The organism is Thermomicrobiales bacterium (assembly GCA_041390825.1).
GTDB lineage: Bacteria > Chloroflexota > Chloroflexia > Thermomicrobiales > UBA6265 > JAMLHN01.
In genome coordinates, this window is sequence record JAWKPF010000006.1 from 101,100 (window position 1) to 126,174 (window position 25,075).

Sequence of the window (25,075 nt, forward strand, 5' to 3'; positions counted from 1 at the left end):
TGCACGAATGGTAGCACCGGCCCTGCCTACACCTTGTTCGGGTCGACCATGTACTCCCACCAGTTGTTGGAGATGCCGTCGGTTTCGCCGGTGGTCTTGGGGATGTGCTCGAACCACCAGAGGTGATGGGCGCGCATGTCGCCGCCGCCCCAGGTCTTGTTGTCCATGGTCTTGGCGACGTGGGGAAGCTCGGGGTAGGTGTACCAGTCGTCGCAGTACGATTCGACCTTGGTGGTGTTGCCCCAGTCGTAGTCCTTGACGCTGTTGGGGGCGTAGTGCATCCAGCCGCATTGCGCGTTGCCGGGGTTCTGCTTTTCGTACTGGGTGAAGAGCTTCCACATATCCTGCTTCTTGCCGCGGCGCTTGTAGAGCTCGGTCATGATCGATTCGGTGCGATGACCGAAGTTCTCCAGCATGCAGTCGACGCCGCGTTCCATGTTGAAGCCCATCATGACGAAACGGCGTTTGAAGCGTTCGGTGTTCTTGATGGCGGGGGCGTTGCACCAGAAGCCGCCGGGACCGCCCATGATCGATTCGTACTCGCCCGCATACGGGAAGGAGAAGACCCAGACCTCGTCGAAGTCGCCGTTGAGAAATCGGTTTTGCAGGTCGAAGGTTTCGATGCGCTTGTGGTAGTCGAGCCAATCGGGATCGTGCGCTTTCTCTTCGCCGCGCATGACCTTCACATACTGGTCGGGCGTGTAGGCGAACCCATCGGTCTTGGGGGGGAGGATGTCAGAATCGATCCGCTCGATGATTTCGTAGTTCACGTAGCCGCCGGAGACCTTCTTCAGGTCTTCGATGTAGCCCTTGGCGAGCTTGTCCGGATCGTGCCACTTGAAGATCTCGGTCAGCCGCTTGTTGCCTTCGGAAGGAACGGGCGGGTTGTGCACGATCATGAGCACCTTGGGATAGACGGGCATGATCTGCCGTTCCTGCGGATCGGGTTCGGGCACGGTGCTGGACGGTCCGTCGGATTGCAGTGTGCGGCCGGTGGCTTCCTTTGCTTTGGCAGGGGGGTCGGCGGCAACAGCCGCGCCGAAGAGTCCCTTGGTGCCGTCGGTGGGTTCGGCTTTGGGCTCGGTCGCGGCAGCGGTTGCGCTGTCGGTCTCGGAACCGCCGAACAGCCCTTTGGTGCTCGGGGCGTCGGTTGTCTTGGTCTTCCCAGCTGGCGCGGTGGCTGTGTCATCGGCGGCGCCAAACAGCCCCTTGGTGCTGGGGGCCTCGGCGGCAGCGGGTTTGGCGCCCGCGGTCGCGGCTGGCTTGGCGGTTTCAGTGGCTTCGCCGCCAAAGAGACCGCCGGTTGGGCTGCCGGTGCTGGCGGACGATGTCTTGGTCGTCGACTTGGGTTCTTCCGCCTGGGTGGGTGATTCCGTTTTCGACGATTCAGACGAACTCGCGCCTTTGAGGACTTTTCCGATACGATCCAGAAGGCTCATGGGGCCATGCTTTCTACGAACGTCAGAACGATCAGGAGAACAGTGCACCAATGGAAACCACCGATAGCCAAACGGCCATGCAGTGGAACCCGGTCTCGTTGGAGGAGGCGCGTGCCGCGCGCGAACGCACTCGCGAAATCACGGTGCGCACTCCATTGGTTCGCTTCGATTATGACACCGATGCGCAAATATACCTGAAGCTGGAGTGCCTCCAGCCTATTCGCTCCTTCAAACTGCGGGGATCGGCAAACGCGATCCTGGCAGCCGGACGCGAGGCGCTGGCCGACGGCGTCTGGACCAGCTCGGCCGGGAACATGGCGCAAGGAGTGGCCTACACCGCGCGGGAGATCGATATTCCGGCAGTGGTCTATATGCCGGACACCGCGCCGCAAGCGAAGATCGACAACGTGAAGCGCTACGGCGGCGAGGTGCGCATCCTGCCGGTGATGGAATGGGCCGAGGTCTTTCGGGACCGGCGCAATCCGGGCGGATCGGGGGTCTATATCCACCCCTACAGCGATCCGCTGGTGATGGCGGGGAACGCGGTGATCGGGCTGGAGTTGCTGGAAGACCTGCCGGATGTGGATGCCGTGGTGGTGCCGTGGGGCGGCGGCGGGTTGTGCTGCGGCATCGCCTCGACCATCAAGGCGTTGAAACCGGAGTGCAAGGTCTATGCCTGCGAAGTCGATACCGGGGCACCACTGGCGGCAGCATTCGCGGCGGGCGAATTGGTGGATGTGCCTTTTACGCCCAGCTTCGTGGACGGCATCAGCTCGCCGTTCGTGAATCAGGAGATGTGGGCGCTGGCGCAGGAGCTGGTGGATGGATCGCTGGTGGCGACACGGGCGCAGATCGCGGCGGCGTTGAAATTGATCGTGGAGCGGAACCGGGTCGTGCCCGAAGGGGCCGGGGCGACAGCGGTTGCCACGGCGCTGGCGGGATTGGCCGGTGGCGGGAAAGTGGCGTGCATCGTTTCGGGCGGGAACATCGACCTGAAGACGTTGATCACGGTGCTGGAGGGCGGGGTTCCGGCGTAAGAAAACCCAGCAGTTCAGAGGTCGAAGTGCCACCGGTGGTACCATACGTTCGAGGTGCCAGATGGAGAAGACGACCGTCTACTTTCCGATCGAACTCAAGCAACGTGTCAAGACGATGGCCCGCCGCAGCGGGAAATCGGACGCAGAGATCATCCGCGCCGCGGTCGAGATGTTTACCGATCCAGCACGCAACCCTGCCCCCTGGCCGAAATCGGCAGGAATTGGGCGCAGCGGTCGTGTCCAGTCTGAGCATGTCGACGACTGGATGAAAGAGACCTGGGACCGCGATTGGTAATTCTCGATACATCCGCTCTGGTTGCATTTCTTGACGCCGAGGATCGGTGGAATGTTCCTGTGACCCGGGCGCTGCGTTCGCACGCAGGCACCCTGGTGATTCCGGTTGCGATCCTGTCAGAGGTTGCTCATTTCATCGAGCGAGACCTTGGGCAACACGCATTGCGCGTTTTCGTCGACGACATTGTTACTGGCTCGTTTAGCGTCGACTGTGGCGAGCAGGATTGGCCGCGTGTGCTCGAACTCGTCGACCGCTACGCTGATCTCGAACTTGGACTCGCCGATGCCGCCGTTATTGCCTGTGCCGAACGCCGAAAGGTTCCTGTGGCGACGCTTGATTTCCGCCACTTTGGCGCGGTTGCTCGTGAAGGCGCCATCGACCTGCTCCCAATTGCGATCCGGCCATAGTCTTTACAGGCTGACACGGCCGACGGCGTCCCGGGTCAGGGCGGTTGTTGTCGCTTCCACACTGCTCTAGAATGCCTCCATGCCATACGTATGGCATGGAGGCATTCTCAATGAAAAAGACGACCCTGTATCTAGAAGAAGAAGTTCTGGCCGAGATCAAGCTCACGTCCCGGTCCGAAGGCCGTTCTGAGGCTGAGATTCTGCGAGAGGCTATAGACGACTATCTCGAACGTCGGCGGTCAGCGCTGCCCTCGATCTTTGGACAAGGCGTTGGCACCAAGTTCACCGCGGCAGAATCCGAGGATTGGTTACGCGAGAACTGGAAGCCGGATTGATAACGCTCGATACCTCAGCGGTCCTGGCATCAATCGACCGAACCGATCCGAACCACGACCGAGTCATTGATGCGTTGGCCCGCGCACGAGGTCCGCTGGTGCTTCCGATTGCGATCCTCTCGGAGGTAACCTACCTCGTCGAGGAGAATCTCGGAACCCATATCCTTGAATCGTTCATCTGGACCATCGTCGAACACCAGTTCATTCTCGATTGCGGCGACCAGGATATCGCCCGTATCCATACACTCGTCGTTCGCTATCGCGACTTGCCGCTTGGATTCTCGGACGCCGCAGTGATCGCTTGTGGGGAGCGAAACGGCGGTCTCATTGCGACGCTGGACTATCGGCACTTTGGCGTGGTTGCCGGTGAGGGTACGATCCGGATCGTGCCCTGAGTCTTCTCGAGGAACTGCCGGACACCTGGACTGACACTGGGGAGAGCGATTGGTCAGCGGTCCTCGATTGGTGAGACTGGTTGCCAGAACGAACCGGCACTGTCGTCCAGCCAGGCGGCGGCTTCGGCGGTGACCTGGGCGAGGGTGAGGGTGCGGCCGGCGGACCAGTTTGGGTCGGCCGGGCCGGTGCGAACGCGCTCCGCGGTGCGCGCGAAGCGCTCCCGCTCGGGTACGGGGAAGTTGAAGCCGTAGATCTCCGCCTGAGCTTCGACCGCGCCGAACCAGCGGCTGGCCCGTTCTGGCTCGTCCACGGCAGCGGCAAGGGTCGCTACCATCGCCATCCAGTCGATCAGGCTCTCGCGCGTGCCGACCGTTCGCCAGTCATCGAGGGAATCCAGCAAGCTCGTAACTGCCTGCGCATAGTCGCCGCACTCGCAATGTGTGAGTCCCAGCATCTCGGACGCGATGGCCCTGTAGTAGACGTCACCCTTTCGGTCGAATCGCGCGAGGGCATCAGTGAAAAAGCGTCTTGCTGAGTCCAGATCATCGAGTTGGCGCGCAAGCATTCCGCGGTTGTAAAGGACAAACCCTGGAACATCGATCCAGTCGTCGGGGTGCGCTCCCCGTGGCTCGACCTCTGCCAGGAACAGGTTGGCCTGCTCGGCATCGCCTGCGTCCACAGCGCCGCCCGCGAGGTGCGCCAGGGCAAACACGATGGTGCGGCGATGATCGAGCGCTCGGGCGAGCGCGAGGCCCTGGAGCCGATACCTGACTCCCAGATCGACATTCCCATAGGTGTGCTCGATCTCACCCAGGTACACCAGCGTGGCAGCGCGTTCCGCAGATGGTTCTCCTCCATCGCGCACCAGCGCGCGTTCGAGCCAGCCGCGGCCCTCGATGCGATGGCTGCGTAGCATCCAGAGTCGAAAAAGGGATTGAGCCAGTCGCAGTCCCAGACGGGTGTCATCGATCTGTTCGGTCCATGCCAACGCAACCCGGAAGTTCGGCAGCTCCCGCTCGATGCGATCCAGCTCACCGTACGCCGTCGGCCCTCCGTCGGTGTCGAGGGTTTCGGCAAGGGCCAGGAACCAGGCTGCATGCGCCCCGTGAACGGCATCCGCTTCGCCAGCGGCAATGAGCTGTTCCAACCCGAACTCCCGGATGGTTTCGAGCATGCCGAAACGGGCATCGCCGTCCGGTTGCTCCGCTTGCCAGACGAGACCGCGGTCGACCAGCGCCGCGAGCAGGTCGAGCTGCGAGACGACAGCCCCTCCGGGCATCTCCTGAGTGCTCGCGGTCATGATCGATTCAGCAGCCTCGAGCGTGAATCCGCCATCGAAGACGGCGAGTTGCCGGAAGGCGGTTTGTTCCTCGGGCGAGAGCAGCTCGTAGCTCCAGGCGATGGCGGCGCGCATGGTTTGCAGCCGCTCGGGCAGGTCGCGCGGACCGCCTGTGAGCACTGGCAGGCGCCGTTCCATGCGCGCGAGCAGCGCCGACGGTGGCAGCAGCGACGTCCGCGCCGCGGCCAGCTCGATAGCGAGTGGCAAGCCATCGAGCCGGCGGCAAATCTCGACCACCGGAGAGACGTTCGTCTCGGTCAGCGCGAAGGCGGGTTGCACCTGCCGGGCACGGTCGATAAAGAGCGCGACCGCTGGAGATCTGGTTGCGTCTTCCATCAGAAGCTGTGCTTCCGGGTCCGGCAAGCGCAGCGTGGGGACTGGGTACAGTTGCTCGCTGGAGAGCCGCAGCGCTCCCCGGCTGGTAACCAGAACCTTGAGCTCGGGGATGCCAGCAAGCAGCGCGGCCACATCGGCGGCAGCATCCGGCACTTGTTCCATGTTATCGAGCACCAACAGCGCGGGGCGATTTCCTAGAGCGTCGCCTATCCGATCGATCAGCGGCCGGTCGCCGGTTTCCTGGACGCCAATGGCCCGCGCGATGGTAGGAACGACCAGGCTCGCGTCACGCACGGGCGCCAACGCGACGAAAACCACGCCACCATCGAACGCAGCGGTCATTTCATGCGCGACTGCGAGGGCGAGCCGAGTCTTGCCGACACCTCCTGGACCAGTCAGGGTGACCAGGCGGACCATGCCGTTGGAGAGCATGGCTGTGAGATCGGCTGTTTCACGCTCGCGGCCGATCAGCTCGCCGGCCGTGCGGGGAAGCTCGGAGCGCCACGCGTCCAGGTCGAGTGATGTCTCGCTGGACTCCACCGGTAGGTGGGGAGCGAGCTCTGGTCTGGCCGCGGCGATGAGGGATGCGCGCTCACTGTCGGAGAGACCGAGCCCTTCGGACAGCATGCGAATGGTTTCGGGTCGTGGTGCGGTGCGCAATCCCCGCTCGAAATCGCTGACCGTGCGCGCGCTCAGACCCGATCGCTCTGCCAGCTCCTCCTGGCTCAATCCAGCAGCCAGCCGGAAATGGCGAACGAGTCCGGCAAGGTGCATCGGCGCTCCCAACGACATCGGAAGACTCCAGCGATCGGACAGCTATCGTGTGCGATTCTGGCTCCATCCTATCACCCGCGATTCCATTGTGACCCATTGGTGAGCTACTGGTGAATCGATTGCGTGGAAGCTCCATTTGGGCGGTCTCATGATCGAGATGCGCCAATCGATCGTTCAGTTGCCAAAGGAGAGCCACGATGCACGCGCTCGGATCGACGTTCAGCCCTATCGCTCGCAGAATCGCGCTCCTGGCGTTGGCCTCGACCCTACTGGTCGTTCCGGTCACGATTGCCAGCTCAGGCCATGCCCGGGCAGCCGATGGAATCGCTACCCAAACGATTGCCTCCGTCGCCGATATCGACAGCGACAGCCAGCTCATCGTGATGCGCATGGTGGTCGAACCCGGCGTCACCCTTGCGGAACACCATCACCCGGGACCGACGTCGTTTGTGGTCATCTCGGGCACGCTGCAAACCACCCTGATCCGCGGTGGAGCTTCCGTGAACCGGAACGGCATGGACCAGGTGGCCGAACTCGGCGACACGATGAACCTTTCGCCCGGGGTCGTCATCTCCTACTCCCCTGACGCCGTGAAGACACTGGCGAACCATGACAGCGCGCCGCTGGTGCTGATGGCAACGATGTTGCTCGATCACGGCCAGCCGATGGTGGCCTTCGAGGATGGACCGGCACTGTTCATATCCAACCTGGGCGCCTCGATGCTGGCGTGACGCGTAGCGCGAACCAATGGGTGCCGGATGCGGCACCCGACATCCCAACACGGCAAGCGCCACGCGGCAAACCGCGTGGTTCTTGCTTACCGGCCGATCGGTCTCCTCACGCCGCGTGGGGACCGGGTGCGGCCGCTTCAGCCTGATCCAGTACCTGCAGCGCAATGTCCATGGCATCGGCCATCGTCATGGCGGCGCCAGCTTTGGACGCGAGCGAGTTTGGCTCTCCCTGCGGCATCGGTCACCCCGAAACTCGGGTCTCTGAAACGAATCGTTCCAGAGCCATCCTATCACCCGTCGATCGACCGTGAGCGACCTGTGCGCGAGGTGTGAGCGTTCTGGCTGGAGTCCCGGGATAGACGAAGGCACGATGGAAGCGCACCAGAATCGACTGGCGAAGGAACGAATACTTTTAGAGGAAAGGAGCAACGGATGAATGCGTCACGCACAACTGCCCGTCGGATCGCCGCCAGCATCGTTGCCATAGCGTTAGTTGCGAGTACGTTCTTCATCCTGCCAACGAGCGAGGCGGCCGCGGAGGGCCGGCTTGCGGGCATGCCGTCAACGGAAACGCTTGCTTCGGTTTCGATGGCGGAAGACGGCAGCCGGTTGGTCTTGCTTAAGATTGCGCTCGCACCGCGCGTCACGATCCGCGCCCACAGTCATTCAGGACCGGCAGTTATCACTGTCATCTCGGGATCCCTGCAGATCGACCTTCTTCGAGGCGCGGCAACCGCCAATCAAGACGGCGCCGAGACATCGGTTGAGGTTGGGGCAACGACGTATCTCTCTGATGGCGACTCGATTGCGTTTGCCCCGAGCGCAGGGGAAACGTTATCGAACCATGGCAATGAACCGCTCCTGCTGGTTGCATCGATTGTGCTCGAACCAAAGGAGCTGATATTCGATTACGACTACTGGACGCCACTTTCCCGCCCCAATCTTCAGTAGGTGGCCGCACCTTCGCGCGGACAGCCAGGCGATCTCGGGACCCGAGATCGCCTGCCACATTGTTGCGTGAACGGGCCACGGTTGTTACGGCAATCGGACTGAAGATCGGTCCGAAGATGCCAGACCGCGCACCGCTACCACTGGCGGTGCGTACCGGACTATCCCTCGAGCTGGGTCACCCGGATCATGAGCGCGGTCACCGGATCGCTGCCGTCGTTCCGAAGGGAATCGGGGAGGTCCCCGGGGTGCTGGTACGACGTGGAGACCGGCTCCGAATCGGTCATGATGTGCGCCAGGGCGCGATCGCCAACCACCGCCGGTGGAAGTGTGGTGCCCGGTCCGAGCACAACCCAGACGATCTCGACCTCCCATTCGCCGGCGGGGATCGGGTAGTTGTCGAAACCGAGCGGACGAACCGTGACGGGGCCAACGATCATGGTGCGGGCCAAGCGCATCGTCGAGAAATGATTGAGCGCTTCTGGCGGACGCGGCCGATCGGCGGGATAGGCTGACAGCATGCCTTGTGAATCCTGCACGAGCGTTGCGATGCGCGCGACGACCGTATCAGGGCTGTCGTTCTGGACGTTCGCGCGGTACGCCGGGATGACAATAGCCTGTCCCGGTTTCGCGGAAACACGTTCGTCTGGACCGGGCGCCGATGCGACACCGGAAACGAGGTCGAGCAACTGGCTGAAGCCATCCCCGATCAGGGTCAGGCTCCCTTGCTCGATCAGCAGCAGCGCAGGCCCGTCGACAGGAAATGCTCCACCCGCGTGCGGAGCGAACGTGAGCTCAGCGATGGCAAGGTGGCCGCCTTGCAGCAAATGGACGGGCGCCGGCGCTGTCGTGAGCGGGTGCGTCAAGACCGTATCGGGTTCGGTCGTCCATTGCTGCGTGACGCGTCCGTCACTCACCCGGAAGAATTCCTGGGAGACTCCGGACGCGCTGCCCAAGGCGGCAAACGGCGCCTCTTCGATTCCTGACCGGCGCACCGTGGCGATGGCAATGTCACCTTCGGATTCGATCTTCTCGACCGTGAACCGAAGGTCCGGCAGCGTCGACCGAAGGGCCATCAGATAGGTGAGCAGACCGGAATCGGCTCCCATCGCGCCATGTGCGGGGACGACCACCAGCGCATCCGGCGCGAGGAGGTTCGAAACGGCGCCGGCATCGCCGGTTTCCATGTACTCGTTGAGTCCGGCGTAGAAGCTGCGGATGGTTTGCGTCGCGTTGGTCGAGCGCGCCAGATACGGAGAGACGAGCGGAATCCTTCTGACCTCCAGCAGCGCCATGAAGCTGACCGCCACCAGGAGCACGACCAACAGCCCGGAAAGGCGCCGCCCAGTCGAGCTGGCATAGCACTGCGCATCGGTGGTGCGTCGATTGCCCTCGCGTGACCTGACACTATCGACCGTGCTCTTGACGATCATCTCGCTGCCTCCACGGTTCGCTTATGTCCATCATGCACGCGTGCCTCAGGGGGCGCTATACGCAAGGCACACCGTTTTCCTGCAGCTTTCGGCGTCAGACCCTGCCGACAATCGACATTGGGACGCAATTCCCGGGTTTCAGGCGCCAAGACCACGCTCGTTCGAACACGCAGCATCACGAGATTCGGTGTGCCGGCGCGCTGTCGCCGAGCAGGTTTCATCCGGCGCATTTCGAGCGAATCATCTGCTCGGAAACACGCACTGACACTCGGATAGAATCCGCGCGACATCGTCGCGTGGAAGGGGAAGCGGGTGAAGGTCGGGTTTGCATCGCTGGTGGGGCTGGAACCGCGCCCGCTGGTGGACGTGGTCGCCTGGGCGGCAGCCAACGGTTTGCAGGGGATGGAGGTCAATGTCGGTCCGGGACACCCCGTGACCGATGGTGGATCGCTCCACGGGCATCTCGATCTGGACGCAATCTTGTTCGATGGTCCGGAACCGGTGCGGGCGCTCTTCGATGACCACGGCATCGAGCTCACCGCGCTGGCCCCGATGATCAATCTGCTGACATCGGACGACGATTTGCGTCGACAACGCATCACCGTTATGGAAAAGACGATCGACGCCGCGGCAGCGCTTGGATGCCCAACGGTGGTGACCTACACCGGTTCGGGCAACGGGATGTACTTCTATGGGCTGCCGGGTGTGGGTGACGCGCATCCGTCGAACACGGTGGCGGAAAACCTCGCCCGGTACGTCGAGGTCTACGGTCCGCTCGCCGAGCGCGCCGAAGCCAGGGGGGTGCGCATCGCGTTCGAGACTGCCGGGCGCGGCGGGGGTGAAGGAAACATCGCCCACAATCCCGAGCTCTGGCAGGCCATGTTTGCCGCGCTTCCCTCCCCGGCGATAGGACTCAGTTTCGATCCATCGCATCTGCTCTGGCTGGGCATCGACGACACTCCCGGATTGATCCGCGAATTCGGCAGCCGGATCTATCACGTCGACGGCAAGGACTGCGAGATCGTGCGCGACCGCTTGCGGCGTCAGGGCATTCTCGGCAGCGGGTGGTGGCGCTACCGGTTGCCCGGCAACGGCGAGCTCGATTGGGTCGCCATCGTCTCCGCGCTGCGCGCCATCGGCTACGACGGCACGATCAGCATCGAACAGGAAGACGATCTCGATCCGGGGTACGACGCGGTGGCCCGTTCGGCCCGCTATCTGCATGAGGTATTGGGCGAATGAGCGAGCAAGCGCTACGCGTTGGCATCATCGGCTGCGGCAAGATCGCGCGCACCCACGCCGAAGCAATTGGAATCACCCCGGGAGCATCGCTGGTCGCATTCTGCGATGCCGATCCGGGCCGGGCAGAGGCGTTCGCAAACGAGTTCGGCGCGGAGATCGCCACCGATTCGCTGGACACCTTCTTTTCAAAGGGAACCCTGGATGCAGCGATGATCTGCACCCCGCATCCGGTTCACGAACAGCTGGTGGTGGCCTGCGCCGAGGCAGGCGTCCACGTGCTCTGCGAAAAACCGATCGCGGTCCGGCTGGAGGAAGCCGACCGGATGATCGAGGCGACCGATGCGGCCGGGGTCGCGTTCGGGGTGATCTTCCAGCGGCGGTTCTGGCCGGCAGCGCAACGCATCCGCCGCGCGATCGACGATGGGCTGCTCGGCACGCTGACCTTTGGATCGTCCTACTCCCATCTCTGGCGCCCGCGGTCGTACTTCGAATCCGATCCCTGGCGCGGGAAATGGGAAACCGAGGGCGGCGGGGTGATGATGAACCAGGCTGTGCACATGGTCGACATGCTGCAGTGGTTCATGGGCCCCGCAGCGGAGGTGTACGGCAAGATCGCGACCCTGCGGCATGGGGCATATATCGACGTAGAAGACACCGTGGCGGCCACGGTCACGTTCCAGAGCGGGGCGCTCGGCGCGATCGAGGCATTCACCACCGTGGAACCCGAGTTCGGGTTCCGCATCATGCTCCGCGGCGACAATGGCGCGACCGTGAGCTTGCTGGAAGCGCCGGAAGGCACCCAGGGGGTCAACGACATCTGGACGTTCGAGCCGGCAGCGACAGAACGCGCGTCCTGGGCCGACGCCGAACAGGGACGCCCCGGCTTCCCGGAGTTTCATCAGCTCCAGATCGCCGAATTCCTGGACGCCATCCGGCATGGCCGCCCACCAGCCGTCACCGGCCGCGACGCGCGTAACTCCCTGGCGATCATTCTGGGAATCTATGAATCGTCGCGGACCGGGAAGCCAGTGGCGCTGCGCTGAGACCGGACCTCATCGCGCGTTCGACTCAGATTCTGGACGAGACGGTCCGTGAGCGCCGCCGGTCACGCGTCGGGTTCGGGTCCGATGACCTCGTCGGCAAACGCCAGCGCATCGGCCAACGTGGTCTCGAACGACTCCGCGCTCCCGATTGCCCATTCGTGGCGAAATGCATCCGTCCCCAGCGCGGATTCGGCAGAGGCAACCGCGTCGTCGAAGAGATGACTGGTCGTGGCCGGAGCATCGGCCCAATTGTTTCTTCGCGCCATGGCCGCACTCAGCAAACGGGTCGCCCGTCCGGCTTCTCCGAGTTGCAATGCCAGGCGAGCCAATCCGTTCACAGCGAACAGCACGGTGCGTTCGTCGTTCGTCTGGCGGCTGAGCTGGATCGATTCCCGATACATCTGCGCGGCGAGGAGATGATCCGCCTCGGCCAGCGACAGGTCGCCGCGAATACCGGTCGTCATGCCGAGCGCCCAGTCGTCGCCCGTGGTGCGCATGAGCGCAATACCCTGATCGATGCTTGCGGCCGCGTTGGCTGAATCCCCGAGCTGTTGGTAGGCGCTGCCGATCTCGACCAACATGAGCGCCAGGTAGTTCATGGCGCCCACTGCCTGGAAACAGGGGACGGCCTCCTGGCAGAGCACCAGCTTTCGCTGGTAGTCGTTCTCCAATTGAGCAAGCAGTGCGCTCCCAAGAAGCGCGCGCCCCCGCAGGAACAGATCGCCGCACGATTCGGCCACGATGAACGCCTCGGCAATCGCGCGCTGGGAGGCTGGAATATCTCCCAGCAGACGCGTAGCGGACGATTCGAGACAGCGCGCCCAACCATCCACCACGGGATCGAGCTCGGGGTCGAGCGCGCGGCCCGCCTTCAACCAGTACATGAACTCCCGGTAGAGCGAATGCGAGAACCAATATTCGTCGAGCGCGGTGGCGATGCGAATGAGGCGTGCTCCGTCGCCGACCGACCGATACCAGGACATTGCCGCGCGCAGATTCCCAAGCTCGTGATCGATCTCCGGGAACCATGCGAACTGGTTCAGGCCAAACCGGAGATCTCCTTCCGCCTCGACGGCCAAATCGTGGAACCACTGGGCATGGGCTCGCCGGGTTTCGTCTTCTTCCTGGGCAGCGTTCAGTCGATCCAGGGCAAACTCGCGAATGACCTCCAACATGCTGAAGCGAGGCCGACCCAATGGGCCCGGCGCCTCATTGACAAGACTCTTTTCGACCAACGAGTAGAGACCGGCCCACGGATCGTCCCCAATGTCGTACGACTCCGGAGCGACGGTGGCCGCTGCCGGCAAGGAGAATCCACCGGAGAAAACGGCCAGCCGGCGAAAGAGCGTCTGCTCGTCGTCAGACAGGAGGCCGTAACTCCACGCGATGGTATCGCGCATGGTTTGATGACGCGAGGGAGCGTCGCGCGCTCCTTCGGTGAGTGTGGAAAGCTTGCGGTCGAGCCGGGTGAGCAATGCGTCCGGATCGAGAAGCCGAATTCTGGAAGCCGCAAGCTCGAGAGCGAGCGGCAGACCGTCCAAGCGCCGGCAGATCTCCGAGACAGCCTGCGCGTTGTCAGCCGTTAGCTCGAAGCCGAAACCCGCTTCCTGGGCTCTGCTCACGAAGAGTTGCACCGCGGGTGTGCGGGCGATGTCCTCCAGCTCCACGTCAGCCCATTCACTCGCATCGGGCGGAAGCTCGAGCGGAATGACTGGTACGACGTGCTCACCCCGCAGGTGAAGCCGCTCGCGGCTCGTGACCACGAACTCGAGATTGGGGCAGGCGCCCATGAGATCGGATACAACAGTGGCGCCGTCGAGAATGTGCTCGAAGTTGTCGACAACCAGCAAGATCGAGCGTTGCTCCAGCGCGAGCGAGAGGGTTTCGACCATGGGCCGCATCGCAACGGAGGTGATGCCAAGCGCTTCCGCGATGGCGTGCGCCACCAGCGTCGGCTCTCTGATCCGCGCGAGATCGACAAAGACCACCCCATCGGCAAAGTCCGTGGCAGCCTGTTCCGCAACCGCGATCGCCAGGCGCGTCTTGCCGACTCCTCCCGGGCCAACGAGCGTGATCAGCCGCACATCCTGACCGTCGAGCAACGCGCCAATCCGGACAACCGCATCGTCGCGCCCAATCAGCTGCGTTGGCGGAATCGGCAGGGAACGCCTTCGTGGGCGATGTATCTGGCCCTGATCCCATTGCCCGTGCCCGTTCCCGTTGCCGTTCCCGTTTCCGTTGCCCGCTTCCGGGTATCGCCAAATGTCGGGCCGGGCCGCCTGCATGAGCTCATCGTGTTGTTCGTCCGAGAGGGAGAGCGCGTCTGTGAGCGCACGCATGGTGTCGGGTCTGGGAGCAGTGCGCAGCCCGCGCTCCAGATCGCTGATCGCGCGCGTGCTCAGCCCCGCACGCTCGGCCAGCGCCTCCTGACTGAGGCCGGCCGCAAGCCGAAAACGCCGGAGAAGATAGGCGAGCGGGAGTGGCCTCAACGTGGACATGGCCAGTCTCCAATTGCGACCCTTGGCGGTGCATTGACGTAATGCGATTGTAACACTCGCACCTGAACATGAATATGAACATGGTTGGGCAACGGTGGCAGTTGCGTGGCCGATCTTCCTTGTGTCAGCGAACAACGCGGCGCACGATGGTCATGATCAGATGCGCGTCCGGGAATTCGGCTTTGATACCTCCGGGCCGAGCGCGGGTCTCACGAGAGGACCAACTGGGCGACTTTGATCGAAGGAGAACTTCGATGAGCACGTCCGAATACTTGACTGAGCACCAACTCATGCGATGCGTGGTCGAAGGCGGCCCAAACTCCGGTCTGCACCTGGCGATGCTGGAGCGACAGCAACAGGCATTGGCCACGGCAGAAAAGAACGCAATGATCAAGGACCACGCGGTCGCTCCGACGGACAACGGCGCGAAACGAACGACACCACACCTGCTCCAGCTACGGCTGTCCCACTGGCTCGGTGTCAAGCTCATCTCTGCCGGCCACCGTCTGGCCGATTCAACCGTATAACGCGGCGGGATGCGTTCAGCCCAGGACGATCATCCCAACCCGGGTCATTCAGAGCGGGTTGCCCTGTATCTCAGACCGTGTAGCCGCAGTCTTCCAGAGTTGCAATCGAGCAATGTTCGGGCAGCCACGGAGGACTGCGACTACGCGAGCGAACCACATTGAGCGAGGCGGATACCGGCGTGGCCAAGGTAGATCGTGCCGGAGACGAAGGCGCGCCCATTGGCCTGGACAGCCTGGATGGCGCCGCGATCGAATCGATAGGAACCCCGCCCGGTCCGATGTATGGTATATGGTATGTGTCAGTCCGCCATGCATACGTCGGGAAGGCGAACCGATGCGCAAGACAACTATCTATTTCCCCGATACGCTCAAGCTCGAAATCGAAGCAGTTGCCAGGATGGAGCGCCGGCCTGAGGCCGAGATCATCCGGGAAGCAGTCAGCGCGTATTTGGAAGAACGTCGCAAGCGGCGCTGGCCGCGCTCGATTGGCTTTGCGTCCGACAAAGAGCTCGACCCCTTGGACATCGACGCGTACCTTGCAGACAACTGGAAGCCCGATTGGTAACGCTCGATACGTCGGCGTTGTTCATCGCCATGAATCGGGACGCCCCGCAACATGCGGCATTTCGGGAGTTCTTCGCATCCTGCAGGGGACCCCTCATCATTCCGGTCGGGATCATGTCCGAAATCACCTACCTCGTCGAAACGCGGCTTGGGCTGCAAACCGTCGACGTCTTCCTGGAAGACATCGAACTGGGCAGCTACCTGCTCGACTGTGGCGACCAGGACCTGCCGCGCATTCGGGAACTCGTGCGCCGCTACCGTGACATGCCGCTTGGGTACGCCGACGCATCTGTGATCGCCTGTGCCGAACGCAACGGTGGACAAGTCGCCACGATCGATCTTCGCCACTTCTCCGCGGTTGCGCGAGAAGGCACGATCCAGATCGTTCCCTGACTGGTCAGCTTCTCCGCAATGCCGCGCCGATGTCGCGCACCGTCGACTCGAGGATGGCCACGTCGTCCGCGGTCGTCGTCCAGTTGTCGAATGCGCAGCGGATTCCGGCATGGCCGCGGTAGACCGTACCGGAAACGAAGGCGCGGCCATCGGCCTGGATGGCCTTGACCGCGTCGCGGTTGAACTGGTCGGTGGCGGCTTCGTCCAGCCCCTCCGGCGTGTAACGCCAGCAGACGATATTGAGCGGCGCGGGCGCGATCAGCTCGAGACCGGGTTCCGCATCGACCCACTCAGCGAACGACCAGGCATTGTCGAGACAGCGGTCGACCATTTCCTGGTAGCCGCGCAAGCCCATCTGCTTGATCGACATCCAGATCGCGACACCCCGCGCGCGACGTGACATTTCCGGGATGTAGACGTCGAAATCGAGACCCACGGGCGCGCCGGCAAGATAGGCCGCGGGATTGCTGAACGATCCGAAGAGCGTCCTTGTCCCGCACGAAGGCAAAGCCGGAGTCGTACGGCACGTTGAGCCACTTGTGGGCATCGGAACCGATCGAATCGGCTCGTTCGATACCATCGACCAGATGCCGGGTACGCTGCGACAGCCGGGCGAAGAGCCCGAACGCCCCATCGACATGCACCCACGCTCCGCCCGAATGCGCCCGGGCGATATCGATCATGCCGTTCAGGTCGTCGAAATGCCCGGAGTTCACTTCGGCGGCATTGGCAACCACCAGCACCGGGCCATCGATCGCATCCATCTCCTGCTGAAAGGCAGCGAGGTCGATCGCGCCGCCCGGGGCAGCTACCTTCCTGATGGCCTTCTTGCCCAATCCGAGATGCCCAAGCGCTTTGATGGCGCTGGTATGGATTTCGGTGCTGCTGACCACCGGGATGACCGGGTTCCCCGCCAGCCCATCGAGCGCGGGATCGAATCCGAGTTGCTGCCCGACCCATTGCCGTCCCGCCGAAAGCCCGACCATGTTGGACATGGTGGCCCCGCTGGTGGTGGTTCCCACCCAATCGGCCGGAATCTCGAACATCTCTTTCAGCCAGCGCACCACGGCATGCTCGGTCTGTACCGAGGCCGGATTCGCGGTCCAGAGCGATCCCTGCTGGTCGAGCGCGGAGATGAGCCAATCGCCCGCGATCGCGCCGGGAGTGACTCCGCCGAAGACCCAGCCAAAGAACCGTGGCCCGGCGGTTGCGACGATGCCCGGTTCGGCGCGGGCGAGCCATTCGTCGATCGCGACAGCGGCGCGCACGCCCTCGATCGGAAGCGCGTCATCGAAGGCAGCTTCCATCGCCTCGGGCGAGACCCACGCCCGACCGGCCGATCGGCAAACGTGAGGATGAGTTCCCTGGCGGCAGCATGGGCCGCATCCATGGCAAGCGCAACATCTTCGAATGGGTTTGGTCGGTTGGACATGGTGACCTCGGGTTAGGACGGAAATAGGAAATGGGAAATAGGAGATAGGAAACTGGAAACGGCTAAAGCTTGGCGACTGATCGACACGCGGACGCAATGTACGAAATCACTATTTCCCATTTCCTATTTCCCATTTCCGACAACCATCGCAATCGGGCTGACCATCGAGCCGGTGGCGCCCATGAACTTGAGCGGGGTGCATACAAAGGTAGAGATCCAGGCGTTGGCGTCGGAAAGGGCCTTCAGGTAGAGGTTCTCGATGATGTAGATGCCATGCCCAACCAGGAACGTCGCGTGGCCGGGGAGCTCCATATCGAGCTCGGGATCCCACAGGCCGATTGCATCCCAGGCCATGGTATCGGCGCCGGTCGCTTTGATGCCCAGGCTCGCCAGCCATTTGGAGGCGCTGCCGTCCATCCCGGGACCGGGGAGATACTGGCCGGGATCGTTCCAAACCAGGTCGTTGCCGGTGCGGATGAGGACCACATCGCCGGCGTGCACCTCCACTCCTTGCGCCGCGGCAACTGCCTGAAGCTCGACCGCGCCAACGACATCACCGGTGACCAGCGATTCGACCCCACGGTGCTTCGCGACATCGAGCAAGACGCCACGCGCCACGATCGGGCCGATCTGCTCGACCCCGTGATTGGCATAGCCACCGAACTTGATCGACTCTTCCGCCGGCGTCCCGCCGTAGAACTGCAGATCGACCGCCTGGTGGCAAAGGGCATCGATGTGGGTGCCGGAATGCTCCATTGCCACGATCACACCCGATGATCCGGTGCGGGATCCTGGGGCACCGTTGCGAATGGCATCGGTATGCCGCCGGTGGAGCGAATAGAAGTATCCCGGCTGATGCGAATCGTGCACGGGCATCCCCCGGAAACGGGGTTGCTCCAGATCGTAGATTTGCACTGCGCGTCCGTCGACAGTGCCGGAAATCGGTTGCTCCATTGCGCGCGGTCTCCTGGTGGGCGAAGCCTGATGCGTGATGATACGATGCGTTTGCAGCGATGAATCGGGCCTTCTGGAAAGCTCGAGCAGAGACGATGTTCGGTCCGGCGCGAACGACGCCAGTGGTCGAGTTTGGGAGCACTTCACACGGTATTCGAATCCGAACCTCCGGTTCGATTCGGATACCGCGCGCGGTTCATCCGTATATGGGAATCGGCGTTCCGGTGGATCACACTGTACAGATGCCTCCGGACGTGAGGCGTTTGTCGTGCTGCGTCGATGCCGCACGCCTTCGCATATCGGAATCGTCATGACTCGTCGTTGGTCAATGCGAACCCGCTTCGTTGCAGCGGCGTCGCTTTGCCTCCTCCCCTTGTTGGGAGTCATTTTCTACATCCTCGATCAGAGTCTTTCCAATAGCCGCGATCAGCTTTACGAGACAGAAGTCGCTTTTGCCGAAGTTGTCTCACGCGGCATCAATCAGACATTGCAAGAAAACCAGGACGTGCTGACCAGCTTGTCGGCCAACCCCGCGATCTCGTCGATGGACCCAACCCAGGCGAGTGAGGTGTTGGCGCAGGCCAAGGAGCTCCGTCCAAGCCTGGCCGGGCTCTTCCTGCTCGATCCGAATCAACAGGTCATCGCCTACTCGGGAGGTATCGACCCGGCAGCCTTTCAAGCGGAGATCAAGACCGCGGCCGATATTGCGCTGACCGCGGGAGAATCGGCCATCACCGGCAAGCTCGTGGTGCCCGAGGGCGAGGTCGAAGTCATCGCCATGGTCTCCCCCGTATTGTCGAAAGCCGCGGACGGCAGTGAGGACACCGGCACCCCGGTGGGCGCCATCGGCTCGTTCATTTCGATCGACCGTTTGCAACGCGCGTTCCTGCCGGTTTCCGGCGAGTCCGAGAGCCAAACATCGGTCATGCTCCTTTCGGCCGGAGGCGTTATCGCCGACCAGGAAACCGATACCAGCGCCAGCCAGACGATCACCTCCGACCTCGAACAGGCGGTGACCGATTCGGTGGCTGGCAAACGCGTGCGCATCAACTACACCGATCCGAACGGTCTGGAGCGGATGGGGGTGCTGCTTCCGGTGGAATACCCTGGCGCGCAATGGTCGGTGGCGGTCACCGGACCCGCCCCGGCCAACTACGGCCCGAACGAATCGCTCGTGCGCAACAGCCTGATCGCGCTGGCAACCGCGGTCGCGCTCACGTTGCTCCTCTCGGTGATCTTCGGCGAGCTCACGGCCCGCCCGCTCCGGCGCCTCACCAAGGAAGCGGCCGCAATCGCTTCAGGCGATCTCGACAGCCAGGTCGAGCCGGTCGGCCGAGGCGAGGTCTATTCCCTCAGTCTCTCCCTGCGCGATATGGCAAACCGGCTCACGAGCCAGGTCAAGGAAGTCGAGATCGCGCGGGCGCAAACCGATGAGCAAAACGACCTGATGCGCGAGCTGCTTCGCCGCACGGTGCGTCTGCAGGAAGACGAGCGCCGCCGCATTGCCGGCGACATTCACGATGCCGTCTCGCCGCTCATCACCGGCGCGCTCTATCGGGTGCGCGCCCTCGTCCTTTCGGAGGGCGGCAACGGGCATGGTCACGCGAACGGCAATGGCAACGGCGAATCGGCGCAAACCGAGGGGCTCGTCGCCACGTCAGAGCTGCTGGAACAGTCGATGGACGAGCTGCACAACGTGATCTTCGCGCTCCGCCCACCCGACCTGGACGATGTCGGCCTGGAAGCCGCCGTAGAACGCTATGTCAACCAGATCAACCGCACCGGACTCCCCTCCGAACTCGAGGTCACGGGCGAGATTCGCCGGCTCTCGCCGGAAGTGCGGCTCAGCATCTATCGCATCATCCAGGAAGCGTTGCACAACGCGCTGCGGCATGCGCAGGCGGACGAGTCGCTGGTCAAGATCGAGTATCGGGAAAACGAGCTGCGCGTTTCGGTGCGCGATAACGGCTCCGGGTTCGATATCGACGCGGCGGGGCGGTCGATGTCGCTTGGGCTGCTGAGCATGCGCGAGCGGGCCGCGGCCATCGGCGCGGATCTCGATATCGTCTCGCGCCCTGGCGCCGGCACCATCGTCGTCTTGCGTCGCGCGTGGGAGAATGATCTTGTCCGGCAGCCACCGGAGGCCGAGCTGGATGAGTGGGTGGACGATGTGACGCTCGACGGCGCGTCGACGAACGGCATCCCTGCAACTGAGCCGGTCGAAGAGGCGCAAACCGCGTGATTTCTGTGCTCTTGGTCGACGATCATCCAGTGGTCGTCGAAGGCATCCGCCGGGTGCTGGAAACAGCCGAAGATATTTCCGTCGCCGGCGTGGCGAATGACGCCTCGACCGCGTTGGAACAGGCTCGCGCGCTGAAGCCGGATGTGATCCTGCTCGATCTGCGCATGCCCGGGGCGAGCGGGGTGCAGGCCACCCGGCGATTGCGGGAACAGGATGTTCGCTCGGCGGTCATCATTCTGACCTCCTATGGCGATCAAGCCTATGTGCGGCAAGCGCTCGAAGCCGGAGCCGACGGCTACCTGCTGAAATCGACCCCGCCCGATCAGCTCATCTCCGCCATCCGCAGCGCGGTGCGCGGACGCCGCCAGCTCAGCCCCGAACTGCTGGATGCGGTGCTGGAAGACTTCAAGGGGCTGGCGCGCGAGCAGACCCGGCGCGACGCCGATCTCTCCGATGAAGACCGGGACATCCTCAAGCTGGCCGCGCAGGGATTGACCAACCGCGAAATTGGCCGGGAACTCGGCCGGAGCGAGATTGCGATCAAGAAGCGGCTACAGGTCATCTTCGCCAAGCTGGGGGCCATCGACCGCGCGCATGCCGTCGCAGAAGCGATTCGGCGGGGATTGATATAGGTCCGGGGTCCGGAGTCCGGAGTCCGGGGTCCGGGGTCCGGGGTCCGGGGTCCGGGGTCCGGGGTCCGGGGACGATTCTGGGTGTGGATGACGCGATCGGGCGCTGTGCGCTGGGGTGTTTTCGCACGACGCGCGAGATCCAAGATCGTTACGCGCGAACGGACCAAAATTGGTATCCAATCGGCCATGGTTGTACGCAAAACCCGGTTCTATGATGGAAACAGATCGAAGGAGCGCCAGCCAGCCGCCTTCGATCAGCGCCGAACACCATCCAGCCAAAGGTGTCCGGTGGAACTTCCCTCCAAAGAAGTAGGCCGAACGGGACCAGCCACCCGTTCGGCCGATTTCATTTTCTCGGCACGCGGCACGCGGCACGCGGCACGCGGCACGCGGCACGCGGCACGCGGCACGCAGAGATTGTCGGCGAACCGCGCCGGTCTGAACGCTCTCTCCCAATCGTAGGGCAAAGCGTCTCTCCGTTCCCCTTCCGGTCGTAGGGCAAGGCGTCTCTACGTTCCCCTTCCGGTCGTAGGGCAAGGCGTCTCTACGTTCCCCTTCCCCTCGTAGGGCAGGGCGTCTCTGCCCTGCCAGCGGCCGTAGGCCGCCATTGCGCGACCCGACGGAACTCGACTGGACACTCAGGAACGGCTCATCGTCACTCCGCGAGGTCCCACCGTTGAAACGCCGGGCTAACTCCCCTCGGCAATCACCTGGAATTCGGGGTTGGATTCATCGACCGCGGCGCCCCGGTAATACGGATTCTTGCGCTCGTCGATGTAGTAGAGGGTCAGCCCGATCATCGCCAGCGGCACCGTGATGGCATAGATGAAGCTGCTGATCAGGTTGGCGGCAACGGGTTCCAGATCGAGCCAGACCATGAGCAGGAACCCGATGATCGGTCCCGGCACGATGGCGATCGCCTGGAACACGATCGTGTTGAGACAAGTCGGTATCCAGCGATGGCGCACCACTTCCCGGCTCGCGTCGAGCGCGCCCTTCCAGGTGCGCGCGCCGCTCACCAGCACGCCCTGCACATAGAACTGCCAGCGCACCAGGATGAAGATGGCGATGATGATGCCGATGAAAAACGAGGCGAGAACGCCAGTCACCAGGGTGAGCAGGATCAGGCAAATCAAGATCGGTTTGATGCGCAACAGCGCGGTCTTGTAACAGCCAACGACATTGGCCGGATGCTTGCGCAGCAGCGTGGCGGTGGCTGCCACGGTGGCCGGCACGACCAGCAGCAAGATGGCGAGATACTGGAAGCTGGTGGCCAGGAAGAGCGAGGCCACCGACGTTTGCGACGGGCTGTTGAACCACTCCACGATCCAGGTTCCCGGCCGGGTTCGCTCGAGCAGCCACGCGAGCGCATCGAACGCGAGACCAATTGGCACGGCCAACAGCCCGATCCCAAGGAAAAGCCGCCAGTTCTCGCGGTAGATACGGACGGCGCCTCCGATGCGGCGGCGGGTGGTGAAGCCGAGGGTGCCAATGGCAACAACCACCGCCAGCAAGCCGATCAGCAGGGCTCGCTGGTTTTGATCGGCCCAACTGATGATTGCCGCGCCCCCCGACGAGAGGGCGCAGAACGTGTCGGTGACGTTTGGGCCAAGCGAGCCAGATCCGGGCACGATCAGACTGGTTTCGCGCCAGTTGGACATGTCGCTGACCGGATCGGCCCAGCGACGGGTGAGATTTGGAGAGCGAGGACCGTTGAACTCCCAAGGTTGCCGCTCGCCCCAGCGCCCACCAAAGGTCGCCCATCCGAACTCGCTATTCGGATCGGGATCGTTGGGTACCACGATTGCCACCAATGGCGTGTTGGTTCCTGGAGGCCGTGAGTTGTCGCAACCGAACCCGGTGCCGTTCTCGCCCCATCCCAGGTAGAGCTCCTGCTCGTAATGGGTGGCGTGGGAACCGGCGGCAGGATAGATAACCGGGTGACCGTTCTCGATCAGCAGCTTGCGGTCGCCGGGATCGGCCAGCTCGCCGCCACCGTGCTGCGCGTAGGCATAGCGGATCGGTTCGGATGCGAGCGCGCCTTCGATGCTGTCGGCGTCAAAGACAACCTGCACGACCTCCCAGTCGCCCTCGTGCAGATTGTTCCAGTCATTGAAATACCACCAGAGCCAGTACTGAATGACGACGCGGTGCTCCTCCTCGTCCATCACGATGTGGGCGTAGGTGGTCGGTTTCAGACCGTTAGCTTCGGCGTACTCCTGGAAATCGGTTTCGAAGACACAGCCGGGGCGACGCGGATTGCCGGGAAAATCGAGATAGTGCGTATCGTCGAGATTGGCAATATCCTGCGCGGTCGGCGCCATCTTGACGATGGTGTCGGTGGCAGAAGAATCGGAGTCGGCAATCTTGAGCGCGACGTCAGGGTTACCCAGCACCGATTCGACCGGCGCAGGGAAGTAGCCTTCGCCGTTGCGGTCGCAGGGACGGGACTGGTCGCGCAGCACAGCCAGCGGCACATAGCGATCGGCAAGTTGCTGCGCGGGATCGGTTTGCGCGATCACTGGTTCGAACAGTTGGCTGGCGACGCTTGCCAGCAGCAGAACGCCCAGGAGCAGCATTCTCGTAGGGAATCGAATGGTCATCCGATGATCTTCACTCATGAGGTGTAGCTGGTGAATCGTACACGTCTGGGTGTCCCGGCACATATGCGCCACCCTACCCCGCGCATTCGCCACCGTCCGAAACCGTGATCGGGCCGCCTGCCATCGTCGCCGATCGACTTGCCTGAAGGCCGGTGCGTTGCTTGCCATCGGCTTTGGCCAGGCGTATAGTCGGACCATCTCTCCTCCTCGAACACGCGTATCTCCTGCTCACTTCTTCCCCCCTCTCTTCACGAACGGAGCTGCGTATGGACACCAGTACACATGTCGCCGACACGGCGCATCGGGCGTTTATGGACCCAGCCGCGCTGGATGCGGCGGCGGCATTCTGGGTGCGCTTTCTCGACGTCATGTATGCCTTTCCTGAGGTCAGATCCAACCACCGCCGTATCGTGAACCTCATGGAGCTGCACCCAGGCTCCTCGCTGCTCGATGTGGGGTGCGGCACCGGGAACTTTGCTCGTGACGCGGTGGCCATCGTGAGCCCGGGTGGACGCGTCGTGGGGTGCGATATCAGCGAAACGATGCTGGGTATCGCCAATACCCGAACCGCGGATGCTGGTCTGGAGATCGACTACCACCTGGGAAATGCCAATGCGCTCCCCTTTGGCGACGATTCGTTCGATGCCGCCCGCATCGAGCGCGTGCTCCAATATCTGGACGAGCCGGCGAAAGCCGTGGAGGAAATGGTTCGCGTCACGAAACCCGGCGGTCGGATCGCGGCCACTGAGGTCGATTGGGATGGCATTAGCATCGACTGCGGCGGCCGACTCGATCATGACATCTGGCGCCGCGCCATCGGGTCGATCAGCGACGGAGCGGGCAACGGTTGGCAGGGCCGGGAGATTCGCCGGCTCTTCATCGACGCCGGACTCGAAGAAATCACATGCGAGGCCGTCGTTGTCATCGTGACGGAAGCCAGAACCATGCTCGAGGATCTTGCTGGCCGCGTATCGATGGAACGGGCACGAGATGCCGGGGCCGTCAGCGATCAGGAGGTCGAACAGCTCGTTGCGACCGCTTTGGAGCTCGACCGCACCGGACGATTCACCGGGGGAATTCCGCTTTACACCGTCGTGGGTCGAGTTCCCCGGCAAGCGTGACCCCCAGCGCTCCCGCAACCGCGAGTCGCTGACCGGATCCCCGAACTCGAGATCGCATCGATGCGCCAGTCAGATCGGCAGTCCTGACAAACGTCCCAGCGCTGCCGATGCGCGCATGTGCACGCCCAATCGAGCGAGGATGGGATACTTGCCGGGCAAAGGAGCATTGGTGTCATGGCGCATCCCGACAAACCGCATCTCGACCGCGTACCGAAACGCTGGCAGCCGTCCGTCTGGGCGAGCAAGGTACCGTTCGGGCTGACGACCCCGCATCCCAACAACTTCGCCGAGATCACCCGCGCCATCAAGGAAAACAAGGACCAGCTGCCCTTCGCCTGGCGGATTCTGAACGAG

22 protein-coding genes and 1 pseudogene are annotated in these 25,075 nt (G+C 63.1%); 15 read left to right on the forward strand and 8 right to left on the reverse strand.

The features are described 5' to 3' along the window. Window positions 1-26: 26 nt before the first annotated feature. Window positions 27-1,439 (reverse strand): nucleoporin, encoded by a 1,413-nt coding sequence (locus R2855_02905; GenBank protein ID MEZ4529956.1) that lies wholly within the window; start codon window positions 1,437-1,439, stop codon window positions 27-29. A 50-nt stretch (window positions 1,440-1,489) separates the two neighbouring features. Between R2855_02905 and R2855_02910 the strand changes: the two genes are divergently transcribed. From R2855_02910 to R2855_02930, 5 genes are all read left to right on the forward strand, one after another. Then, the gene (locus R2855_02910) at window positions 1,490-2,476 is read left to right on the forward strand and encodes a threonine/serine dehydratase (GenBank protein ID MEZ4529957.1); all 987 of its coding nucleotides are present in this window, start codon (window positions 1,490-1,492) and stop codon (window positions 2,474-2,476) included. A 61-nt stretch (window positions 2,477-2,537) separates the two neighbouring features. Continuing rightward, window positions 2,538-2,771 (forward strand): CopG family transcriptional regulator, encoded by a 234-nt coding sequence (locus R2855_02915; GenBank protein MEZ4529958.1) that lies wholly within the window; start codon window positions 2,538-2,540, stop codon window positions 2,769-2,771. After that, a complete protein-coding gene (locus tag R2855_02920) occupies window positions 2,765-3,178 on the forward strand; it encodes a PIN domain-containing protein (protein ID MEZ4529959.1) in 414 nt (137 codons plus the stop codon). Before R2855_02915 ends, R2855_02920 begins: the two co-directional genes overlap by 7 nt. 110 nt (window positions 3,179-3,288) lie before the next feature. Further along, entirely contained in the window at window positions 3,289-3,513 is a 225-nt protein-coding gene (locus R2855_02925; protein MEZ4529960.1) for a CopG family transcriptional regulator, read from the forward strand. Then, window positions 3,510-3,908 carry a PIN domain-containing protein gene (locus R2855_02930; GenBank protein MEZ4529961.1) on the forward strand — a complete coding sequence of 133 codons (399 nt, stop codon included), beginning with the start codon at window positions 3,510-3,512 and terminating at the stop codon, window positions 3,906-3,908. The genes R2855_02925 and R2855_02930 overlap by 4 nt, the downstream gene beginning before the upstream one ends. Window positions 3,909-3,961: 53 nt before the next feature. Here the strand turns inward: R2855_02930 and R2855_02935 are convergent, their stop codons facing one another. Continuing rightward, window positions 3,962-6,376, reverse strand: a complete 2,415-nt coding sequence (locus tag R2855_02935) for a helix-turn-helix domain-containing protein (GenBank protein ID MEZ4529962.1) — start codon at window positions 6,374-6,376, stop codon at window positions 3,962-3,964. A gap of 179 nt (window positions 6,377-6,555) precedes the next feature. Here R2855_02935 and R2855_02940 point away from each other — a divergent pair, with 179 nt between their 5' ends. Together R2855_02940 and R2855_02945 are read left to right on the forward strand one after the other, a co-directional pair. Further along, window positions 6,556-7,089, forward strand: coding sequence for a hypothetical protein (locus tag R2855_02940; GenBank protein MEZ4529963.1), 534 nt, complete (start codon window positions 6,556-6,558; stop codon window positions 7,087-7,089). Window positions 7,090-7,521: 432 nt separating this feature from the next. Further along, window positions 7,522-8,040 (forward strand): hypothetical protein, encoded by a 519-nt coding sequence (locus R2855_02945; protein MEZ4529964.1) that lies wholly within the window; start codon window positions 7,522-7,524, stop codon window positions 8,038-8,040. A 158-nt stretch (window positions 8,041-8,198) separates the two neighbouring features. Here the strand turns inward: R2855_02945 and R2855_02950 are convergent, their stop codons facing one another. Beyond that, a complete protein-coding gene (locus R2855_02950) occupies window positions 8,199-9,470 on the reverse strand; it encodes a nuclear transport factor 2 family protein (protein ID MEZ4529965.1) in 1,272 nt (423 codons plus the stop codon). A 312-nt stretch (window positions 9,471-9,782) separates the two neighbouring features. Here R2855_02950 and R2855_02955 point away from each other — a divergent pair, with 312 nt between their 5' ends. Together R2855_02955 and R2855_02960 are read left to right on the forward strand one after the other, a co-directional pair. Further along, a complete protein-coding gene (locus R2855_02955) occupies window positions 9,783-10,712 on the forward strand; it encodes a sugar phosphate isomerase/epimerase (GenBank protein ID MEZ4529966.1) in 930 nt (309 codons plus the stop codon). Beyond that, the gene (locus R2855_02960; GenBank protein ID MEZ4529967.1) at window positions 10,709-11,755 is read left to right on the forward strand and encodes a Gfo/Idh/MocA family oxidoreductase; all 1,047 of its coding nucleotides are present in this window, start codon (window positions 10,709-10,711) and stop codon (window positions 11,753-11,755) included. Before R2855_02955 ends, R2855_02960 begins: the two co-directional genes overlap by 4 nt. Window positions 11,756-11,817: 62 nt before the next feature. Here R2855_02960 and R2855_02965 read toward each other — a convergent pair whose 3' ends face one another. Then, window positions 11,818-14,253, reverse strand: a complete 2,436-nt coding sequence (locus R2855_02965; protein ID MEZ4529968.1) for a helix-turn-helix domain-containing protein — start codon at window positions 14,251-14,253, stop codon at window positions 11,818-11,820. A gap of 254 nt (window positions 14,254-14,507) precedes the next feature. On the opposite strand from R2855_02965, the gene R2855_02970 reads away from it, so the two are divergent. The 3 genes from R2855_02970 (at window position 14,508) to R2855_02980 (ending at window position 15,737) form a co-directional block, all read left to right on the forward strand. Continuing rightward, complete coding sequence (locus tag R2855_02970; GenBank protein MEZ4529969.1) at window positions 14,508-14,780, forward strand: hypothetical protein; 273 nt, start codon at window positions 14,508-14,510, stop codon at window positions 14,778-14,780. Window positions 14,781-15,114: 334 nt separating this feature from the next. Then, complete coding sequence (locus R2855_02975) at window positions 15,115-15,345, forward strand: ribbon-helix-helix protein, CopG family (protein ID MEZ4529970.1); 231 nt, start codon at window positions 15,115-15,117, stop codon at window positions 15,343-15,345. Continuing rightward, window positions 15,339-15,737, forward strand: a complete 399-nt coding sequence (locus R2855_02980) for a PIN domain-containing protein (GenBank protein ID MEZ4529971.1) — start codon at window positions 15,339-15,341, stop codon at window positions 15,735-15,737. The genes R2855_02975 and R2855_02980 overlap by 7 nt, the downstream gene beginning before the upstream one ends. A 4-nt stretch (window positions 15,738-15,741) precedes the next feature. On the opposite strand, the gene R2855_02985 is transcribed toward R2855_02980, so the two are convergent. The 3 genes and pseudogenes from R2855_02985 to R2855_02995 all read right to left on the reverse strand — a co-directional run bounded on the left by R2855_02985 (window position 15,742) and on the right by R2855_02995 (window position 18,123). Further along, on the reverse strand, window positions 15,742-16,317 hold the full coding sequence (locus tag R2855_02985; protein ID MEZ4529972.1) for a pyridoxal-dependent decarboxylase: 576 nt from the start codon (window positions 16,315-16,317) through the stop codon (window positions 15,742-15,744). Further along, window positions 16,226-17,044 (reverse strand): annotated as a pseudogene (locus R2855_02990) (pyridoxal-dependent decarboxylase). Before R2855_02990 ends, R2855_02985 begins: the two are co-directional and overlap by 92 nt. Window positions 17,045-17,292: 248 nt before the next feature. After that, complete coding sequence (locus tag R2855_02995) at window positions 17,293-18,123, reverse strand: cyclase family protein (GenBank protein ID MEZ4529973.1); 831 nt, start codon at window positions 18,121-18,123, stop codon at window positions 17,293-17,295. A gap of 310 nt (window positions 18,124-18,433) precedes the next feature. Here R2855_02995 and R2855_03000 point away from each other — a divergent pair, with 310 nt between their 5' ends. Next, the gene (locus tag R2855_03000) at window positions 18,434-20,365 is read left to right on the forward strand and encodes a HAMP domain-containing protein (GenBank protein ID MEZ4529974.1); all 1,932 of its coding nucleotides are present in this window, start codon (window positions 18,434-18,436) and stop codon (window positions 20,363-20,365) included. Then, window positions 20,362-20,997: a response regulator transcription factor gene (locus R2855_03005; GenBank protein MEZ4529975.1), complete on the forward strand. Its 636-nt coding sequence runs from the start codon at window positions 20,362-20,364 to the stop codon at window positions 20,995-20,997. Before R2855_03000 ends, R2855_03005 begins: the two co-directional genes overlap by 4 nt. A gap of 689 nt (window positions 20,998-21,686) precedes the next feature. On the opposite strand, the gene R2855_03010 is transcribed toward R2855_03005, so the two are convergent. Continuing rightward, window positions 21,687-23,600, reverse strand: coding sequence for a hypothetical protein (locus R2855_03010; protein ID MEZ4529976.1), 1,914 nt, complete (start codon window positions 23,598-23,600; stop codon window positions 21,687-21,689). A 266-nt stretch (window positions 23,601-23,866) separates the two neighbouring features. Between R2855_03010 and R2855_03015 the strand changes: the two genes are divergently transcribed. Further along, window positions 23,867-24,721 (forward strand): methyltransferase domain-containing protein, encoded by an 855-nt coding sequence (locus R2855_03015; GenBank protein ID MEZ4529977.1) that lies wholly within the window; start codon window positions 23,867-23,869, stop codon window positions 24,719-24,721. The last annotated feature ends 354 nt before the right edge of the window (window positions 24,722-25,075 follow it).

What these genes read in the sequence shown, in the direction of transcription:
- R2855_02925 (MEZ4529960.1), top strand. Translation starts at nt 3,289, where the DNA reads ATGAAAAAGACGACCCTGTATCTAGAAGAAGAAGTTCTGGCCGAGATC.
- R2855_03010 (MEZ4529976.1), bottom strand. Translation starts at nt 23,600, where the DNA reads ATGACCATTCGATTCCCTACGAGAATGCTGCTCCTGGGCGTTCTGCTG.
- R2855_02970 (MEZ4529969.1), top strand. Translation starts at nt 14,508, where the DNA reads ATGAGCACGTCCGAATACTTGACTGAGCACCAACTCATGCGATGCGTG.
- R2855_02985 (MEZ4529972.1), bottom strand. Translation starts at nt 16,317, where the DNA reads ATGGTATCGAACGAGCCGATTCGATCGGTTCCGATGCCCACAAGTGGC.
- R2855_03015 (MEZ4529977.1), top strand. Translation starts at nt 23,867, where the DNA reads ATGGACACCAGTACACATGTCGCCGACACGGCGCATCGGGCGTTTATG.
- R2855_02910 (MEZ4529957.1), top strand. Translation starts at nt 1,490, where the DNA reads ATGGAAACCACCGATAGCCAAACGGCCATGCAGTGGAACCCGGTCTCG.
- R2855_02950 (MEZ4529965.1), bottom strand. Translation starts at nt 9,470, where the DNA reads ATGATCGTCAAGAGCACGGTCGATAGTGTCAGGTCACGCGAGGGCAAT.
- R2855_02945 (MEZ4529964.1), top strand. Translation starts at nt 7,522, where the DNA reads ATGAATGCGTCACGCACAACTGCCCGTCGGATCGCCGCCAGCATCGTT.
- R2855_02960 (MEZ4529967.1), top strand. Translation starts at nt 10,709, where the DNA reads ATGAGCGAGCAAGCGCTACGCGTTGGCATCATCGGCTGCGGCAAGATC.
- R2855_02940 (MEZ4529963.1), top strand. Translation starts at nt 6,556, where the DNA reads ATGCACGCGCTCGGATCGACGTTCAGCCCTATCGCTCGCAGAATCGCG.
- R2855_02905 (MEZ4529956.1), bottom strand. Translation starts at nt 1,439, where the DNA reads ATGAGCCTTCTGGATCGTATCGGAAAAGTCCTCAAAGGCGCGAGTTCG.
- R2855_02975 (MEZ4529970.1), top strand. Translation starts at nt 15,115, where the DNA reads ATGCGCAAGACAACTATCTATTTCCCCGATACGCTCAAGCTCGAAATC.
- R2855_02935 (MEZ4529962.1), bottom strand. Translation starts at nt 6,376, where the DNA reads ATGTCGTTGGGAGCGCCGATGCACCTTGCCGGACTCGTTCGCCATTTC.
- R2855_02965 (MEZ4529968.1), bottom strand. Translation starts at nt 14,253, where the DNA reads ATGTCCACGTTGAGGCCACTCCCGCTCGCCTATCTTCTCCGGCGTTTT.
- R2855_02995 (MEZ4529973.1), bottom strand. Translation starts at nt 18,123, where the DNA reads ATGGAGCAACCGATTTCCGGCACTGTCGACGGACGCGCAGTGCAAATC.
- R2855_03000 (MEZ4529974.1), top strand. Translation starts at nt 18,434, where the DNA reads ATGACTCGTCGTTGGTCAATGCGAACCCGCTTCGTTGCAGCGGCGTCG.
- R2855_02915 (MEZ4529958.1), top strand. Translation starts at nt 2,538, where the DNA reads ATGGAGAAGACGACCGTCTACTTTCCGATCGAACTCAAGCAACGTGTC.